Below are 13,774 nucleotides of genomic sequence, written 5' to 3'. Positions count from 1 at the left end.
CTATAGAGAGGGAGCGCCAAAGGGGCAAGCGCGCGTATGCGATGAGCCTGCTTGTTCCCCATGCAATTTCGCCCGAATGCCGTTACAGCAGCTATGCTGTTGGGAGACAAAACTTCCGGTTTCCTTTTGCAACCCTCTTGCTCTAAAAAGCGATTCATGACCCAACAGACCCGGACCGACGACCCATTTGCCGACTTGAACCAGCCGAGCCTCTGGTCCGGCATCAATGCCTATCGTTCCGATCCGCTCATCGTTGATCTGACCTCCGGTCTGCCACGCTCGATCCGCGAAGATCTGGAGCAGCTCGGCCGCTTTGTCACCTCTCACGAGGCGCAGGAGCTGGCGCGTATGGCAAACCAGGGCACGCCACAGCTGCGCACCCATGGTCCGCGCGGCGAGCGTCTCGATGTCGTCGAATTCCATCCGGCCTGGCACGCGCTGATGCGCCGCTCCATGGCGTCAGGTCTGCATTCCTCGATCTGGGATGCACAGGCGGATCCCGAAGCGAAGGGACAGTCGCACAAGGTGCGCGCCGCGCGCTTCTATCTGACGGCACAGCTCGAATGCGGCCATCTCTGCCCGCTGACGATGACCAGCGCCTCCGTGGCCGCCATGATGGCGTCGCCAGCCGTCCAGAAGGACTGGGCGCCAAAAATCCTGTCGCGCAAATATGATTCCTCCAACAAGCCCGCCATGCAGAAGACCGCCGTCACCATCGGCATGGGCATGACGGAGAAGCAGGGTGGCACCGATGTGCGCGCCAACAAGACCAGTGCGGAAAAGGTGAGCGACGGCATCTACCGGCTTTCGGGCCACAAATGGTTCATGTCGGCGCCGATGAGCGATGCCTTTATCATGCTCGCCCAGACCAAGGAGGGCCTTGGCTGCTTCCTCGTGCCGAGGCTGCTCGAGGATGGCTCGGCCAACGGCCTGCAGTTCCAGCGGCTGAAGGACAAGCTCGGCAATCGCTCGAACGCGTCTTCCGAAGTCGAGTTCCACGACACATTCGGCTTCCTGCTCGGAACGCCCGATGCCGGCATACGCACGATCCTCGACATGGTGACGCTGACGCGGCTTGACTGCGCATTGGCCTCGGCCGGTATAATGCGGGCTTCGCTGGCCGAGGCGGTGCATCATGCGCGCGGCCGCAGCGTGTTCGGCAAGATGCTGGTCAACCAGCCGATCATGACACGCGTGCTCGCCGACATGGCTCTCGACGTCGCGGCGGCAACGGCACTCGCCTTCCGCCTGGCCGAGGCCTTCGATAAGGCAAGCGGCAGCAGCGAGGACGCGGCTTACGCCCGCGTGATGACGCCGGTTGCCAAATACTGGTGCTGCAAGATCGCTCCGGCTCTGATCTATGAAGCCATGGAGTGCATTGGCGGCAGCGGCTATATCGAGGAGCGTCCGATCGCCCGCCACTACCGCGAAGCACCGGTCAATGCGATCTGGGAAGGCTCCGGCAATGTCATGGCGCTCGACGTTCTACGCGTGTTAAACCGTGGCAAGGACCTGTTCGAAACCGTGTTCGCCGGCCTTGCCCGCGATCTCGGACCTGCCGGCAAGAAGACCATTGAGGTGCTGCGCGCAGCCATGGCGCTTTGCGAGCAGGATGAGGGCGCTGCCCGCCTGCTGGTCGAGCAGTTAGCGCTTGCGGCCGGAGCGGCCGAGCTCTATCGCCTTGGCGCCGGCAAGATCGCCGATGCCTTCATCGAAACCCGCCTTGCCGGCGGCTGGCGCTCCACCTATGGCATGCTCGATGCGCGGTTCGATGCCGGCTACATCGTCGATCTTCTCTATCCGCCCGCTACGTAGCATGGTTTCGATCCGACCCGTCCAACCCGACGATATTGGCCAGCTCTATGCGATTTCGCTGAAGACGGGCGATGCCGGCAAGGATGCGACGCCCCTTCACCGCGACGGACGCTTGATCGGGCATATTTATTCGGCGCCCTATGCGAAGCTTCTTCCCGAACTGGTCTTCGTCGCCGAGGATGGCGAAGGTGTCTTTGGCTATATTTCCGGCGCCTTCGATACGGTCGCTTTCGAAGACCGGCTTGAGCGCGAATGGTGGCCGGGTTTGCGCCGGCAATATGCCGCTTCGTCGGGAGATCCGACGCTTTGGGATGCCGACCAGCGGCGTATATCCGCAATCCATCGTCCGAACCGAGTGCCCACCTTCCTCACAGATCGCTTTCCCGCACATATTCATATGAACCTGTTGCCGAGGGCTCAGGGGAAGGGCATCGGCACGGCTTTGCTCGGTCGCTGGATTGAGAATGCCCGCGCCAAAGGTGTCAAGGGCATTCATCTCGGTGCCAATTCCGGCAATCACGGCGCGATCCGCTTCTGGTCGTCGCGGGGTTTCGTGCCGGTGGAACTGCCCGCGGGTCTCGCGTCGGAAACGACCGTATGGTTTGGCCAATCGCTCTAAATCTGTGGATTTGCGGGCTTAGATGATATCGCTGCCCACAGCTTTGTTGTTCGCGTCGATGCGGCTTGCTACTCACCGCTCGGTGACAGAGTGGAGCTGAGTCGATGGCCGTTGCAAACGCAGCCGTTAAAATACCGTTGGAAACGCCCGTTGCGGAAAAGCGGGTGCGCAACCGCGCCGCGACCGAGCAGGCGATCCTCGATGCTGCCAAGCGGCTTCTGGCGGAGGAGGGGTTCCAGAATTTCGGCATCAATGCGGTGGCGCGCGGTGCCGGCTGCGACAAGCAGCTGATCTACCGCTATTATGGCGGCCTCAACGGCCTTGTGGAAGCGATCGGCACGGATCTCGGAGACTGGGTGAAGGACCGCATTCCCGACGACACCGGCGGCATGTTCCTTCTGACCTATGGCGATCTGATGGAGCGCCTTGCTCTGCTATTTCTCGACGCCCTGCGCGCCGACCCGTTGATGCGCCGCATTGTCGCCTGGGAAGTCTCGGAAAACAGCGAGCAGGTCCGCCGATTGTCCGAGGCCCGTTCCAAGGCGCTGGCGGGCTGGATCGAGCGCATGCGCGGCTCGCTGACACCGCCGAAAGGGGTCGATGCGCAGGCGGTCAACGCCATGATCTTCGCGGCCATCCAGCATCTTGTCCTGTCGGCAGCGGTCAGCGATCAATGCGCCGGTCTTCCTTTGAAAAACGCCAAGGATTGGGAGAAGGCGGCAGCCTCCTTGAAGCGGATCGTACGCGGCGTTTACGGCTGATGCCGGCGCCCGTTCGAGAGATATCCACAAGCCCGCGGCGCTGTTAACCTTAACAAATGGTTTACGTTGCGCCGCACCGGTTAACTCGTCACTGTGAAGAGACCGATTGTTAACCATCAAGCGTGCAGCCATGGGGTTGAGACCCGCAAAATTAGTGTTTCTTGTCGTGGCGATGATGTTCTTCGCCGTGCTCGCACTAGATATAAACTGGCCCGCGGTGGTTTTGAGCGCCATGGCGCTGTCGAACTGGTTCGTCCTTTCGGCTGGCACGACGCAATTTCAGCGTCGAAGGGGTACCGCATGAAGTGGTTGTTGATTTGCTGGGCTGGGCCCGTCTCGTTTCTCGGGGCTTGGTATTATCTGTCGTACTACGACATGAGCTTCGGCATCTTCATGCTGACGCGCCAGATGCATGACCTGGTGTTCGATATCTACGGCAAGATCCTCGGCATTCCGCCGGAAACCATTCCGCCGCTGGTCGCCCGCGCCATCGCCTTCGACAGTCTGCTTGTCTTTGCGATCTTCGGCTTTCGCCGCCGCGCCGCCATCATTGCCTGGTGGAAGCGCCGTCAGGCGTCAAGATCCGGCAGGGTAGTCCTGCCGAGCGCCGACAGCCTGTCCAAGGCTCCCTGAAGAATAAAGCTCGCCGCCGCCGAGTCGATGCGCTCGGCTCGCTTGGCGCGCGAGACGTCCATTTCCAGAAGTGCCCGTTCGGCCGCGACGGTCGAAAGCCGCTCGTCCCAGAAGACGAAGGGCAGGGCGGTCTTGTCGGCCATGCTGCGCACGAAGGCGCGGGTGGCCTGGACGCGCGGCCCCGAAGAGCCATCCATATTGACAGGCAGGCCGATGATGAAGGCGGCGACCTTCTCCTTCTCTGCGAAGGCGAGCAGGGTCTGGGCGTCCTGGGTGAACTTGACCCGCTTGATCACCGGGCGCGGCGTGGCGAAACGCCGGCCGAGATCGGACATGGCCAGCCCGATCGTCTTGGTGCCGAGATCGAGGCCGGCGACTGCCTGGCCGGGCAGAAGCATCACGGCCAGATCTTCGATAGTCAGCGTCGTCATCGGGCTTTCGCTCCTGTCAAAACAAATTGAAGTCAAAGCCGCTTTTCTTTGTCGCGGTTTGAGATATCTCCTAGACACCAGCCTTCCATTGCAAATCAAGTCATAAGGATAAACCCAATGAAGATCATTTGGCTCGGCCATGCCGCTTTTCGTATCGAAACGGCGAAGGCGAAAATACTGATCGATCCTTTCCTGACCTATAATCCTTCCTTTGCCGCCGCCGGCCTCAACATCAAGGATGCCGCCGAAGGCGTGACCCATATCCTTTTGACGCACGGCCATGCCGACCACGTCGGCGATACGGTTCAGATCGCCAAGGACACCGGCGCTGTCGTTCTCGCCAATGCCGATCTCGCCTCCTGGCTCGGCACGAAGGGCGTCGAGAAGCTGGAAATGGGCAATACCGGCGGCACCGTCAGCCTCGGCGGCTTCTCGGCCACCTTTACCAATGCGCTGCACTCTTCCGCCCAGATCACCGAAGATGGCGTTTCCCACGCACTCGGCAACCCGAACGGCCTGATGCTGCATTTTGACGATGAAGCATCGCTCTTCCACATGGGCGATACCGACATCTTCTCGGATATGGCCCTGATCAACGAACTGCATCAACCCGATATCGGCATCCTGCCGATTGGCGACCGCTTTACCATGGGCGGTGCCGTGGCCGCACTCGCCTGCCAGCGCTTCTTCAACTTCAAGACCGCCATCCCCTGCCACTATGGCAGCTTCCCCTTCATCGACCAGACCGCGGAAAAGTTCGTTGTCGGCATGGAAGGTTCGAAGACGGCGGTTGCCGCGCCGAAGGTGGGCGAGAGCGTTTCTGCCTGACGATACCCGTTGCGTATGGCGGGCATGGTCTTTATAGCGAGTGAGAAAAATCCTATCCGGAGAATGCCATGTCCGTCGATCTCGCCACTGTCAAACGCGTCGCCCATCTTGCCCGCATCGCCGTCAATGAAGACGAAGCGCAGCGGATGATGGGCGAGCTGAACGGCATTCTGGGCTTCGTCGAGCAGCTCTCCGAAGTGAATGTCGATGGCGTCGAGGCCATGACCTCGGTCACGCCGATGGCAATGAAGAAGCGCACCGACGAAGTCACAGACGGCAACAAGGCCGCCGACATCGTTGCGAACGCGCCGAATACCGATCAGAATTTCTTCCTGGTGCCCAAAGTCGTCGAATAACGGTTCCCTTCGAGCCTTTCCGACCCGTTGCCCAATTCCAGATCTGAAGCGAAACAAAATGAGCGAACTGACCAGCCTGACCATTGCCGAAGCCCGCGACAAGCTGCGCGCCAAGCAGATTACCGCCACCGAACTGACCGAAGCCTATATCTCGGCGATCGATGCGGCCAACGGTCAGATCAATGCCTATATCAAGGTGACGCCGGAAAAGGCGCTAGACATGGCCAAGGCTTCGGACGCACGCCTCGCAGCCGGCAAGGCCGGCGCGCTTGAAGGCATTCCGCTCGGGATCAAGGACCTGTTCGGCACCGAAGGCATCCACACCCAGGCCTGCAGCCACATCCTCGACGGTTTCCAGCCGCGCTACGAATCGACCGTGACGCAGAACCTCTGGAACGTCGGCGCCGTCATGCTCGGCAAGCTCAACATGGATGAGTTCGCCATGGGCTCGTCCAACGAGAGCTCCTATTACGGCCCGGTCATCAACCCATGGCGCGCCGAAGGTACCAACCAGCAACTCGTTCCGGGCGGCTCGTCCGGCGGTTCGGCCGCTGCCGTTGCCGCGCATCTTTGCGCCGGCGCCACCGCCACGGATACCGGCGGCTCCATCCGCCAGCCGGCCGCCTTCACCGGCACCGTCGGCATCAAGCCGACCTATGGCCGCTGCTCGCGCTGGGGCATCGTCGCCTTCGCCTCGTCGCTCGATCAGGCCGGCCCGATCGCCCGCGACGTGCGCGACGCCGCCATCCTCCTGAAGTCGATGGCAAGCGTCGATGCGAAGGACACGACCTCCGTCGACTTGGCCGTGCCGGACTATGAAGCCTCGCTCGGCCAGTCGCTGAAGGGCATGAAGATCGGTATTCCGAACGAATACCGCGTCGATGGCATGCCGGAAGAGATCGAAAAGCTCTGGCAGCAAGGCATTGCCTGGCTGAAGGACGCCGGCGCCGAGATCGTCAACATCTCGCTGCCGCACACCAAATATGCGCTGCCGGCCTATTACATCGTCGCGCCCGCCGAGGCCTCCTCGAACCTTGCCCGCTACGACGGCGTCCGCTACGGCCTGCGCGTCGACGGCAAGGATATCGTCGACATGTACGAGAAGACGCGTGCTGCCGGTTTCGGCCAGGAAGTGAAGCGCCGCATCATGATCGGCACCTATGTTCTGTCGGCCGGCTATTACGACGCCTATTACCTGCGCGCCCAGAAGGTCCGTACACTGATCAAGCGCGATTTCGAGCTTGCCTTCAACGCCGGCGTGGACGCCATCCTCACGCCCGCCACGCCGTCCTCGGCCTTCGGCATCGCCGACGAGGACCTCGCTTCCGATCCGGTGAAGATGTACCTCAACGATATCTTCACGGTGACGGTCAACATGGCTGGCCTCCCCGGCATCGCCGTCCCCGCCGGCCTCGACCCGAAGGGCCTGCCGCTCGGCCTGCAGCTTATCGGCAAGCCGTTCGACGAAGAAACCCTCTTCAAGACGGCCCACGTCATCGAGCAGGCCGCCGGCAAGTTCACGCCGGCGAAGTGGTGGTAAGCACCGCTTTTTTATGACCACCGCCGATCAAGTGATCGGCGTGGTCTTTCTAGAGCAAACTGCACATCAATAAGTCGTGTTATAATTGCAACAACACGTGCGCATAAGCGTGTACGCTCATTTCTCTACCTTGAAACGATTCTAAACTGGAGCTATACGCGCACTCCCGGTCGTCGTGCCGATGCGAGCGTTGATGGTTGGAGCTCCAAAACTCCTCCCGTGCAGGCGGTTTGCCGTTCTGTATACGAATGCCGTGTCGGGAGACGGGAAGGCTTTTGGAGTATAGCTCAGTTAGGTAGAGCACCGGATGTTCGTCCGGAGGTCGTGGGTTCGAATCCCGCTGCACCAGCCAAATGGATAGCTCAGCTTGGTAGAGCATCAGACTTATAATCTGATTGTCAAAGGTTCGAATCCTTTTCCAACCGCCGGTCGAAAGGCCGGCACCAGCCCGCGAAGCTGTTTACCAATGACGGTCCGGGGACCGGAATGCGCAAGTTCGGATATCCGCGTAATCTCCAGGGATTGCCGGATAGATGGACGAGCGCCGGGATTATGGGCTTGATTGGTGATGAAGATTTCGCCGTGCCCCGGCCAGCAAGGAGGAAGCGCTCCAAAGCCGTCGGGATACTGCGCAACCCGCTCTTCGCAAATCCGCCCGTCGTCACTGCCACCGGTCTCCGGATCTCGATGATCGGCACATGAAACGAAACACGAAAGGAACATCGGTCTATGACGTAGCGCATACCGAAGGAGTAGGAACAATGATGACATTTCTCGATAAGATCTTGGGACGCAAGCGCGTCCTCGTTAAGGAAAACGAACGTCTGGTCGCCCTGTACAAGGGGACGATTCTTGGCATTTTCGGGCCGGGTCAGCATGTATTGCCGAACCGACACAACAACCTTGATGTTTTCCGCTACGATCTGACCAATCCGGTTTTTGCATCGGTCTACGAGAAGGCGTTGTTCGAAAAGCTCCCGGAGGTTGCCGAGTATCATCTGGCCGTATTCCGTACCGATGTTGGCCAGGTTGCCGTCATCGAGCGCGATGGCGCAATTTACGCCACACTTGGTCCGAGCCAGAAGCTTGTTGTCTGGAAGGAAGCAGGCCCGTGGAAGGAAATACGCGTCGATACCGCAGACGAACTATCCGTCGACCGGGTCCTCGCGCGTCGCCTTGGGCTGGCACGGAAGCATGAGTTCGTCGGCAGCTACGCCGTGCTCGAAGGGCAGGTGGGTCTGCTGTTCGTCGACGGCATCTACCTGCGGACGCTCGATCCGGGCATGCATACCTTCTGGAATGTCGGCAAGGCGCTACAGGTCAAGATCGTCGATCTGAAGCGTCAGTCGCTTGATGTTGCGGGGCAGGAACTCCTGACCAAGGATCGCGTGACGATCCGTGTCAACATCTCCGCGGATTACCGCGTGGTCGATCCGGTCAAGGCCGTCGGCTCCGTCAAGGATTTCGCGGATGCGCTCTATCGTGCTCTGCAACTGGCTTTCCGCCGGACGCTCGGCACGATGACGCTGGACCAGATCCTGGAGCGCCGCGTCTCCATCAACGCCGAAGCGGCCGAAAAGGTGCGCGAGGACATGATAGTGATCGGTGTGGAAATCTCGGATATCGAACTGAAGGATGTGATCCTGCCGGGCGATATGCGTGAGATCCTGAACCAGGTGGTTGCCGCCGAGAAGCAGGCGGAAGCCAACGTCATCCGCCGCCGTGAGGAAACGAACGCCACCCGTTCGTTGCTGAACACGGCGAAGGTGATGGCGGAGCATCCGGTCATGCTGCGCCTGAAGGAGCTCGAGGCTCTGGAAGCTATCGCCGGCAAGGTGGATAAGCTGACGATCCACAACGGCACGAGCGGCTTGATGAACGATCTCGTCAAGCTTCGCGATATCTGATGCCACTGACAGGAAGGGCCGCCCGAAAATCCGAGCGGCCCTTTTTGCGTGTGCCAATATTCCGCCCACGCGCCATCACACTTTGGACCGAAATACGATCATAAATTGCAGCGAGCCGCTTGGTCTCGTCCACTGCAACCGAATCGGAAGGTCTCTTCATGCTCAAGCAAGTCACGGCGATCCTGCTCCTCAGCGTGTCATCTCCAGCGATCGTGCTGGCGGCCGACAATGGGGCCATTCGATCCATCACCTTGTCCTCGGGCGGTCTGGCCCAGGTTTCGCGAGCGGCCGATATCAATAGCGACGGCGTGATCCGGATCGAGGTGCCGCTCGATCAGGTTGACGATATCCTGAAGAGCCTTGTGGTCAACGGGTCCGCGGGTTCGGTGGCCGGCATGTCGCTGGCAGGGCCACAGCCCTTGCAAGAGACATTCAAGGGCCTGCCATTCAGTCTGGAAGCACTCTCCTCCGTGCCGTCGCTTCTGACATCGATGCAGGGCGCCAAGGTGGCGGTTACCAGCGGTGGCAAGACCGTTGAAGGAAGCATCCTCGGCATAGAGGCCAGGAAGGCCGACGAGAAGACATCGACTTATCTGCTGACCGTCATCGACAAGGATGGCGCGGTGGAGACGCTGGCGCTCGGCCAGGATGCGTCCGTCCGCTTTGACGATCCCGATACGAGGGCAAAGCTCGCCAAGGCGACGGCAGCCATTGCCCGCGGCAAGAACGATCGCACCCGCGCCATCGATATCAAGGTGAATGGCGTGAAGAACAGCGGTGATATCGGTCTCACCTATGTCGTTCCGTCACCGATCTGGAAAACGGCCTACAAGGTCGTCATCGATGGAAATAACAAGGCGCGCCTGCAGGCGTGGACGGTGCTGGAAAATGCCAGCGGCGAGGATTGGAAGGGCATCAAGCTGACGCTGACCTCCGCCGAACCGGTGACGCTGAAGCAGGGCCTGCACCAGCTTTATTGGAGAGAGCGGCAGGAAGTGCCTGTCAACACGACGTCGAACAATGTCCCCGATCCGGACAGCGGCGATCTTTCCAACAGGCGGCGGCTGGCATCCAGCGCCGCGGCGCCCGCACCCGCCGGGGCCATGCATTATGAGGCCAAAAGAATGGCGGATGCGCAGGCCTATGCGACCGACGAGTTGGCGCGGCCGGCAGAACCGATGCAAGTTGCCGCCGGAAATCCAACAGCGGCAACCGAAAGCGATATTTCCGCCACCTTCGAGCTTCCGGGAACCTACGATCTGGCCAATGGCGATACCTTGTCGGTGCCGATCAAGGATGCGGATGTGGAGGCCGACATGGTGGACATGTATCGGGCCGGCAGCGCCTTTCGCAATCCTATCGCCGCCGTGATGCTGAAGAACACCACCGGGGTCAGCTTGCCGGCGGGAATTCTGACCCTCTACGATAGCAAAACCGGCTATATCGGCGATTCCCAGCTGTCGGCGCTGCCCAAGGATGACACGCGCCTCGCCAGCTTTGCCACCGATCGCAAGGTATCGATCAGCGAACAGCAGACGCCAACGGAGGAAATCGCCGCCCTCAAGGTTTCCGATGGCGTGATGAATGCCACCGTTAGATATCGCCAGACCACGACATACACCGTGTCCGGTGCGCTTGATGGCGAGCGGACCGTTATTATCGAGCATCCGATCCGGGACGGCTGGTCGTTCTCTTCGGCTGAGAGTTTCGGCAAGACTGCAACGCATCAACGGCTCAAGGTGGTCGTGCCGGCTGGTACGGAAAAGACGCTGACGGCAGTCGACGAGCAGCTTCAGAGCAATAGCTATGCCCTGGTCGATGTTGAACCGGACATGCTGCTCGGGTGGTCGGCCTCGACACAGGACAAGGCACTCACGGACAAGCTCGCAAATCTGGCTGACGCGCGCAAAAGGCAGGTCGCGATCCAGAACGAACTGGCGAGCCTCGACAGCGAAATCGAGAAAACCATCAACGATCAGGAACGGATAAGGCGCAATCTCGGCGCCGTGCCCGACAATAGCGATCTGAAAAAGCGCTATTTGAAGGCTCTGGCGGATAGCGAGGACCAGATTGCCTCGATGAACGAAAGGCGCGATACGGTGCAGCAAGAAAGCGATCGCCGCGGCGACAAGGTGACTGACATCATCAGAACATTCTGATCGCCACGTCGGTAGCGCCTATTGGAGAGAGCCGCCTCATCGGGCGGCTCTCGTCCTTGCTCTATCGATTGTCTAGCTGCGCCCTCACCAGCTTCAGCCCCTTTTCCGTGATCCGGTAGGGTTGACCGTCGGTGGACCGGATGGCCTTCAGCCGTCTGAGCCTGCGAAAGAGTTCAATCCCGAAATCGGGATAGAGCCAGCCGTCGCGCGTGTAGCAACTGGCGGTCTCGATTTTCTTCTTTTCGGTGCGTTCGAGTTCGATGCGCCCGCCCTGAGCGAGCAGGTGGAGAATGCGCTGTTCCGCGCGAGAAATATCCATTGGAGTCAGAATCCGTAATGCGCCATAGGGCGCAACAAAACGATCCGAAGCTTCCCTGGAGGGAAGTCGGGGCTTCGTTTTTCAGGCCTGGCACGCAAGCGAACTTGCGAGCGAGGCCTTTACCGGGTCTGACAAAAGGTGGACATAAAAACTCCGTCGAGGCGCCGTGTTTAAAACAGGTTGCGCCCGGCAGTCAAGCGCAACCGTATCTGCGGTATAAAATGCGATGTGCAACCGCGAATCTCGCCGCTGGAAAAAGCCACGCTCCGGTGCTTTACTACCGGAAATGGCGGGGGCTTGATGATCCATATTCGCAATGCCCATGAGGGTGAAACCGAGGTATTGGCGAGTATAGGCGTGCGCTCCTGGCAGAAGGCCATGGGCGCGATCGGAGGCTCGGGTGAGCTTCTGGAGAGCGCCAGCGACGCCTTTGCCAATTTCACCCGCAATATGTGGCTGACGATCACGATCATCGAACTGAATGCGGAAGTTGTCGGCTGGGCGGCGCGTGAGGCGCTCGATGAGACCATCTCCGATTTCTGGATCGACCCCGGTTTCCTTCGTCAGGGACTGGGCTCGGCGCTGCTGGCACGCATCGAGCAGGATGTGCGCGAGCAGGGACTGGAAAAGATCTCCCTTCACACGCACGCCGGCAATGCCGACGCGATCGGCTTCTTCAAGGCGCACGGCTACGAGATCCGCTGGTTGTCGATCGTCTATTCGCCGAAGCTCGATAGCGACGTTCCGACGATTGGACTTTCGAAAGCGCTGGTCGAGGACGGCGACGGCGCCTATGGTCCCGGCATATAGCGCGCCGGCAGTGCCGAAAGCCTTGCGCCATCTCGCCAATTGCTCTACCTCACAAAGTTCAGAAGAACAGCATTTCAAGAGCTTCCCATGACCCTTGTCGACGTCCGCACGCCAGATCCGAAACGCTTCATTCCCGGTGCCACCGGCGATTGGGAAATCGTTATCGGCATGGAAGTCCATGCCCAGGTGTTGAGCAATTCCAAGCTCTTCTCCGGTGCCTCGACCGAGTTCGGCAAGCCGCAGAATTCCAACGTCTCGCTGGTCGATGCCGCCATGCCCGGCATGTTGCCCGTCATCAACGAGGAATGCGTCGCGCAGGCCGTGCGCACGGGCCTTGGCCTGAAGGCGCAGATCAACAATCGTTCGATCTTCGACCGCAAGAACTATTTCTATCCCGACCTGCCGCAAGGCTATCAGATCTCGCAGTTCAAGGACCCGATCGTCGGCGAGGGCAAGATCGTCATCTCGCTCGGCCCGGACCGTCAGGGCCAGTTCGAAGATATCGAGATCGGTATCGAACGTCTGCATCTGGAGCAGGATGCCGGCAAGTCGCTGCACGACCAGCACGCCACCATGTCTTATGTGGATCTCAACCGCTCCGGCGTCGCGCTGATGGAAATCGTCTCCAAGCCGGATATCCGCTCGTCGGACGAGGCGAAGGCCTATATGACGAAGCTGCGCTCGATCGTGCGTTATCTCGGCACCTGCGACGGCAACATGGACGAGGGCTCCATGCGCGCCGACGTCAACGTTTCGGTCCGCCGCCCGGGCGGCGAATTCGGCACGCGCTGTGAAATCAAGAACGTCAACTCCATCCGCTTCATCGGTCAGGCGATCGAATACGAAGCGCGCCGGCAGATCGGCATTCTGGAGGATGGCGGCAAGATCGATCAGGAAACCCGCCTGTTCGATCCGAACAAGGGCGAAACGCGTTCGCTGCGCACCAAGGAAGATGCGCATGACTACCGCTATTTCCCCGATCCGGATCTGCTGCCGCTCGAGTTCGACGACGCCTTCGTTGCAGAGCTAGCCAGGCATCTGCCTGAGCTGCCCGACGACAAGAAGGAGCGCTTCGTTCGCGAACTCGGCCTTTCGATCTACGACGCATCCGTGCTCGTCTCGGAAAAGGCGATCGCCGACTATTTCGAAGCGGTCGCTGCCGGCCGTGACGGCAAGATGGCGGCCAACTGGGTCATCAACGACCTGCTGGGTGCTCTGAACAGAATCGGCAAAGACATTGAAGAGACTCCGGTTTCGCCCGCCCAGCTCGGCGCGATCATCGACCTCATCAAGGCCGAAACCATTTCGGGCAAGATCGCCAAGGATCTGTTCGAGATCATCCTCACCGAGGGTGGCGATCCCGCTGAGATCGTTGAGGCGCGCGGCATGAAGCAGGTGACCGACACCGGCGCCATCGAAAAGGCCGTCGACGAGATCATTGCCGCCAACCCGGATCAGGTTGCCAAGGTCAAGGCAAAGCCGACCCTTGCCGGCTGGTTCGTCGGCCAGGTGATGAAGTCCACGGGTGGCAAGGCAAACCCGCAGGCCGTGCAGGCGCTGGTCAAGGCCAAGCTCGGCATCGAAGAGGAATAGCAG

The 13,774-nt window shown here is 60.2% G+C and carries 14 protein-coding genes and 1 tRNA gene; 13 read left to right on the top strand and 2 right to left on the bottom strand.

Translation table 11 applies throughout. From position 1 onward, the window contains the following. Nucleotides 1–156: 156 nt before the first annotated feature. The 4 genes from BSK43_RS23305 (at nt 157) to BSK43_RS23285 (ending at nt 3,828) form a co-directional block, all read left to right on the top strand. A complete protein-coding gene (locus BSK43_RS23305) occupies nt 157–1,815 on the top strand; it encodes an acyl-CoA dehydrogenase family protein (protein WP_077472771.1) in 1,659 nt (552 codons plus the stop codon). A 1-nt stretch (nt 1,816) separates the two neighbouring features. After that, nucleotides 1,817–2,434, top strand: a complete 618-nt coding sequence (locus tag BSK43_RS23300; protein ID WP_077472770.1) for a GNAT family N-acetyltransferase — start codon at nt 1,817–1,819, stop codon at nt 2,432–2,434. Nucleotides 2,435–2,538: 104 nt separating this feature from the next. Beyond that, on the top strand, nt 2,539–3,195 hold the full coding sequence (locus BSK43_RS23295) for a TetR/AcrR family transcriptional regulator (protein WP_068385978.1): 657 nt from the start codon (nt 2,539–2,541) through the stop codon (nt 3,193–3,195). 300 nt (nt 3,196–3,495) lie between these two features. Continuing rightward, entirely contained in the window at nt 3,496–3,828 is a 333-nt protein-coding gene (locus tag BSK43_RS23285) for a DUF6105 family protein (RefSeq protein WP_077472768.1), read from the top strand. Here the strand turns inward: BSK43_RS23285 and ruvX are convergent. Next, nucleotides 3,765–4,259, bottom strand: a complete 495-nt coding sequence (gene ruvX / locus BSK43_RS23280; protein WP_077472767.1) for a Holliday junction resolvase RuvX — start codon at nt 4,257–4,259, stop codon at nt 3,765–3,767. The genes BSK43_RS23285 and ruvX overlap by 64 nt on opposite strands. A 117-nt stretch (nt 4,260–4,376) precedes the next feature. Here ruvX and BSK43_RS23275 point away from each other — a divergent pair, with 117 nt between their 5' ends. The 7 genes from BSK43_RS23275 (at nt 4,377) to BSK43_RS23240 (ending at nt 11,049) form a co-directional block, all read left to right on the top strand. Further along, entirely contained in the window at nt 4,377–5,087 is a 711-nt protein-coding gene (locus BSK43_RS23275; protein WP_077472766.1) for a metal-dependent hydrolase, read from the top strand. A gap of 68 nt (nt 5,088–5,155) precedes the next feature. Continuing rightward, nucleotides 5,156–5,443, top strand: a complete 288-nt coding sequence (gene gatC / locus BSK43_RS23270) for an Asp-tRNA(Asn)/Glu-tRNA(Gln) amidotransferase subunit GatC (protein WP_015339557.1) — start codon at nt 5,156–5,158, stop codon at nt 5,441–5,443. Nucleotides 5,444–5,501: 58 nt separating this feature from the next. Beyond that, nucleotides 5,502–6,983 carry an Asp-tRNA(Asn)/Glu-tRNA(Gln) amidotransferase subunit GatA gene (gene gatA / locus BSK43_RS23265; protein ID WP_136687205.1) on the top strand — a complete coding sequence of 494 codons (1,482 nt, stop codon included), beginning with the start codon at nt 5,502–5,504 and terminating at the stop codon, nt 6,981–6,983. A 354-nt stretch (nt 6,984–7,337) separates the two neighbouring features. Then, a tRNA-Ile gene (locus tag BSK43_RS23255) sits at nt 7,338–7,405 on the top strand. A 64-nt stretch (nt 7,406–7,469) separates the two neighbouring features. Continuing rightward, nucleotides 7,470–7,685 (top strand): hypothetical protein, encoded by a 216-nt coding sequence (locus tag BSK43_RS23250; protein ID WP_136687203.1) that lies wholly within the window; start codon nt 7,470–7,472, stop codon nt 7,683–7,685. A gap of 59 nt (nt 7,686–7,744) precedes the next feature. Further along, nucleotides 7,745–8,890, top strand: a complete 1,146-nt coding sequence (locus BSK43_RS23245) for a slipin family protein (protein ID WP_348641762.1) — start codon at nt 7,745–7,747, stop codon at nt 8,888–8,890. Nucleotides 8,891–9,048: 158 nt separating this feature from the next. Next, on the top strand, nt 9,049–11,049 hold the full coding sequence (locus tag BSK43_RS23240) for a DUF4139 domain-containing protein (protein WP_077472764.1): 2,001 nt from the start codon (nt 9,049–9,051) through the stop codon (nt 11,047–11,049). Nucleotides 11,050–11,110: 61 nt separating this feature from the next. On the opposite strand, the gene BSK43_RS23235 is transcribed toward BSK43_RS23240, so the two are convergent. Beyond that, nucleotides 11,111–11,368: a YjhX family toxin gene (locus BSK43_RS23235; protein WP_077472763.1), complete on the bottom strand. Its 258-nt coding sequence runs from the start codon at nt 11,366–11,368 to the stop codon at nt 11,111–11,113. Nucleotides 11,369–11,668: 300 nt separating this feature from the next. Here BSK43_RS23235 and BSK43_RS23230 point away from each other — a divergent pair, with 300 nt between their 5' ends. Together BSK43_RS23230 and gatB are read left to right on the top strand one after the other, a co-directional pair. Then, entirely contained in the window at nt 11,669–12,178 is a 510-nt protein-coding gene (locus BSK43_RS23230; protein WP_077472762.1) for a GNAT family N-acetyltransferase, read from the top strand. Nucleotides 12,179–12,265: 87 nt separating this feature from the next. Continuing rightward, nucleotides 12,266–13,771: an Asp-tRNA(Asn)/Glu-tRNA(Gln) amidotransferase subunit GatB gene (gatB, locus tag BSK43_RS23225; RefSeq protein WP_077472761.1), complete on the top strand. Its 1,506-nt coding sequence runs from the start codon at nt 12,266–12,268 to the stop codon at nt 13,769–13,771. The last annotated feature ends 3 nt before the right edge of the window (nt 13,772–13,774 follow it).

Source organism: Rhizobium sp. P44RR-XXIV, assembly GCF_001999485.2.
Taxonomy (GTDB): Bacteria; Pseudomonadota; Alphaproteobacteria; order Rhizobiales; family Rhizobiaceae; genus Rhizobium.
Note: the sequence above shows the minus strand (reverse complement) of the source record. Positions and strands in the feature narration are given on the sequence as shown.